Below are 4,099 nucleotides of genomic sequence, written 5' to 3' on the forward strand. Positions count from 1 at the left end.
CCGTCGGCCTCTCGGTGGCGTCGTACGCCGCGTTCGCGCGCTACGAGCACAACGTCGTGTCCTACCTGACCACGGTGAACGCGCTCACCCGGCTGCGACAGCGCTGGCAGGCGACGCAGGGGCGGCCGGGGGCGGACGCGGACTACGTCCGCGAGTGCGAGCGGGTCATCTCGGTGGAGACGCAGGGATGGATGGCGGAGTGGCGGAAGACCACGACGTCCTGACGATCGAAGGGGGGCTCGGGTGAGCGCGGAGCAGGCCAAGGCGGTCAAGCCGAAGGTCTTCGTCAGTCACACGCACACGGACAAGGCGCTGGATGCGGCCGTGCGACAGGCCATCCGGTCGCTGTTCGGTGACGCGGTCGACGTGGCCTCCTCGTCCGACCGCGAGTCCCAGGGGTCGATCGCGCCAGGCGAGAACTGGTTCGAGTGGATCGTCCGGCAGGTGCAGGAGGCGCGCGTGACCTTCGTGCTGCTGACTCCCACCTCGGTGCTCAAGCCCTGGATCATGTGGGAGGCGGGCGCAGTCTTCGGCGCGGCGGTGAAGGCCGACGGGGATGCCGGCACGCGGGTGCGCCCGGTCCGCCTCGGGATCGAGTCGCGCGACGTGCCCGGGCCGCTGGGCAGCAGCAACGTGCAGATCGCCGTGGGGCACGAGAAGGCGGACGTGCGGCAGCTCTTCCTGCAGCTCATCAACGACTTCACCGAGGACGTGGGCTTCAAGAACGCGGTCGAAGCGGGTACACGGCTCGACGGCGTGGTCGAGCGCTGGTTGGAGCATGTCGACGAGGCGCTCCGGGTTGCGCCGCTGCTGCCGACCGAAGCGGTCGTCGGTGAGTGGTGCGTACGCCTCGACGCGCTCGCGAGCGAGCGCCGGGCCTCGGAGGTCCGGCACCTGCACGACTGGCTGCTCATCGCCTTCGGGCAGGACAGGGACAAGCAGACGCCCATCGACATCCGCATCCACCGCCGGCTCGGGGAGCTCTACCTGCGGACCCGGCAGGACGAGCAGGCCGAGGAGCAGTTCGCCCTGGCCCAGCGGCTCGTTCCCCGAGACCTCTTCGTCCTGCGCTCGTTCGGGACGGCTGCGCTCAACCAGCGACGGTTCTCGGTCGTCGACGGCGTCCTGCAGGAGATCGGCAAGCTCGACGCCGACGCCTTCGAGCAGAATGTCGAGTGCGCTGCGCTGAAGGGCCGGTTCCACCGGGACCAGGGGGACCACGTCGCGGCGTCAGCCGTCTACGCCGCCGCCTTCACCAAGAACCCCGGCTCCTACTACCTCGCCGACCTGCTGGGCCAGGAGCAGCTGAAGCTCGGCCGGCGCGAGGACGCCGAGGTGACCTACGCTCGCGCGCTCGAGATCATCGAGGGCAGGTCGGAGCGGAACGTCTGGGTCCACGCGACCGGGGCCACGGCTGCGATCGTCACGCGTGACGCCGCCCAGGTCGCCGCGCATCTGGATGCGATCCGCCTGCTCAGGCCGAGCGACGCAGAGCTCGAGTCGATCGAGAAGGGGCTGCGCGGGCTCCTCGAGCCGCTCGGTCTGGACGACGCGGAGCTCAGGGTCTGGCAGGCGCTGCTGCGCGGCCACCCCGTCGACCGTCCCGAGACGCCGCCGGCGGAGGGCTCGGCGCCCTGAGCCGGCTTGCGCCGCGAGCTCGACATCGGGTCGCGCCGCCGCGTACGAGCCCTGCCGGCAGCGCCGGTGGGCAAGCGCGTACGAGCCCTGCCGCTAGCGCCAGTGGGCGCCGCGTACGAGCCGAGGCCACCTGCGCCACGGCCGCCGGGAGCGCGCCGGCGACCGTCCCACCCGCCTCCCACTGCCCGCCCCTGACAACGATGACCGCTCCCTGCACGCGCTCCGGCGGTTCACGTTCACATCGAGACCTTCGAAAGCATTGACGTGGCCTGTGCAGAACGGTTGACTTCGCCCGAACGTCAACCTTCCTGAACGGAACTCGCCAGAACCGCACAGGATCTTCGGACGGCAAGGAGGCCGCTCTGTTGACTCACGTATCCCGTCTCACGAGGCCGGCACGTGCAGGGGGCGCCCTGGTCGCCCTGCTGACGTTGATCTCGGCCTTCCTGGTCAGCACGCCGCAGGCCCGGGCCGCGGACGAGCTGCCGGGCCTCAAGGGTGACTACTACCGGTCCAGCGGGCCGGGGATCGGTGACTTCCGCGAGTACCGGTCCACGCAGGTCGACCCGAACCTCGACTTCAACAGCCTCGAGGGCGTCCTGCTCGCCGCGACGGGGCGCAACGACGAGGCCACCGTCCGCTGGACGGGCCGCATCCGCCCGAGCTTCTCCGAGACCTACACGTTCTCGATGATCGGCGACAACGGCTTCCGGCTCTGGGTCGACGACAAGCTCATCCTCGACCACTGGGTCGACGACTGGGACGTCCGCCAGACCAGCCAGCCGATCACGCTGCAGGCCGGCCAGCTCTACGACGTCAAGGTCGAGTACTTCGAGAACTACGGCGGCTCGAACCTGCACCTGTCGTGGTCGAGCCCGAGCCAGCCGATGCAGATCGTGCCCGCCAGCGCGTTCTTCCTCCCGGCCGGCTACACGCCGCCCTACACCGGCGACGCGGCCGTCTCCGCCGACGGCACGCGCGTGACGCTCGACAGCGTCGCCAGCTTCGTCGCGCCGATCCCGGCCAACCTGGCCTCGAGCCTGGTCGTCGAGGTCGACGGCATCGCCTTCCCGATCACCGGCGTCGCCCTCGACCCCGCCGACGCGTCCAAGCTCGTCATCACGCTGAACGCCAAGGTGCAGCGCGGTTCGCTCGTCCGCGTCCGCTACAACGGGACCGGCGGGCTGGCGACGACGGAGAAGACGCTGCCGGAGTTCTCCGTCCCGGCGGTCAACTCCTCGACCTACACGCTCGACACCCCGTGGGCGGCCGAGGTCAGCCCGACCAACGCGCTGCCGGAGTACCCGCGGCCCCAGCTGACGCGTACGCAGTGGCAGAACCTCAACGGGACGTGGGAGTTCGCGGCCGCCACGGCGGCGACGATCGGCACGCCCCCCACCGAGCAGACGCTCGGTGAGCGCGTCCTCGTGCCGTACCCGATCGAGTCCAAGCTGTCGGGCATCCAGCGCCACGTCGACCGCTTCTTCTACCGGCGCACGTTCACCGTCCCGGCGGGCTGGAACGTCGGCAGCGGGCAGCGGCTGAAGCTGCACTTCGGTGCCGTCGACTACCAGGCCACGGTCTGGGTGAACGGCAAGCAGGTCGCCACGCACACCGGCGGGTTCGACGCGTTCAGCGCGGACATCACCGATGCGGTCAACGGCACCGGCCCGCAGGAGATCATCGTCGGCGTCGTCGACACGACCGCCGCCGACCAGGTCCTCGGCAAGCAGCGCGCCAACCCGAGCGGCATCTTCTACACCCCGGCCTCGGGCATCTGGCAGACCGTCTGGATCGAGCCGGTCGCCGCCGCGCACATCGACGAGCTCGACATCACCGCCGACCTCGCCGGCTCGGCCTTCAAGGTCAATGCGAACTCCGCTTCGGCCTCGGCCGGCGCGACCGTCGAGGTCGTCGTCTCCGCCGGTGGCACCGAGGTGGCGCGCGCGACGGGTGCGGCCAACGCCGCCGTCACGGTCCCGGTCGCGGACCCGCACCTGTGGACCCCGGACGACCCGTTCCTCTACGACCTCAAGGTCACGCTCAAGGACGGCACGTCCACCGACACCGTCGGCAGCTACCAGGGCATGCGCTCCATCGGCCTGAAGGTCATCAACGGCAAGCAGCGCATCGTCCTCAACGGCAAGCCGACGTTCCTGCTGTCGACGCTCGACCAGGGCTACTGGCCGGACGGCATCCTCACCGCGCCGACCGACGAGGCGCTCGCCTTCGACCTGGTGCAGCACAAGGAGATGGGCTTCAACACGGTCCGCAAGCACATCAAGACCGAGCCCGACCGCTGGTACTACTGGGCCGACCGACTCGGCCTGATGGTGTGGCAGGACATGCCCTCCACCGGCTCCGGCTCGGCGGGCACCCCGCCGGCGTTCCGGCAGGCGTACCTCGACCAGCTCCGCGAGGTCGTCGACGAGCACGACAGCATCACCTCGGTCATCGGCTG

General features: G+C 70.3%; 3 protein-coding genes. All 3 read left to right on the forward strand.

Going from position 1 to position 4,099, the window contains the following annotated elements; all coding sequences use genetic code 11:
• The coding region (locus tag G9H71_RS21295) for an SLATT domain-containing protein (protein WP_166284778.1) at positions 1 to 224 on the forward strand (224 nt) is incomplete at its 5' end.
• A gap of 19 nt (positions 225 to 243) precedes the next feature.
• Positions 244 to 1,638: a TIR domain-containing protein gene (locus tag G9H71_RS21300; protein ID WP_166284779.1), complete on the forward strand. Its 1,395-nt coding sequence runs from the start codon at positions 244 to 246 to the stop codon at positions 1,636 to 1,638.
• Positions 1,639 to 2,003: 365 nt separating this feature from the next.
• The coding region (locus G9H71_RS21305) for a PA14 domain-containing protein (protein WP_166284780.1) at positions 2,004 to 4,099 on the forward strand (2,096 nt) is incomplete at its 3' end.

The organism is Motilibacter deserti (assembly GCF_011250635.1).
In the GTDB taxonomy this organism is placed as follows: Bacteria; Actinomycetota; Actinomycetes; order Motilibacterales; family Motilibacteraceae; genus Motilibacter_A; species Motilibacter_A deserti.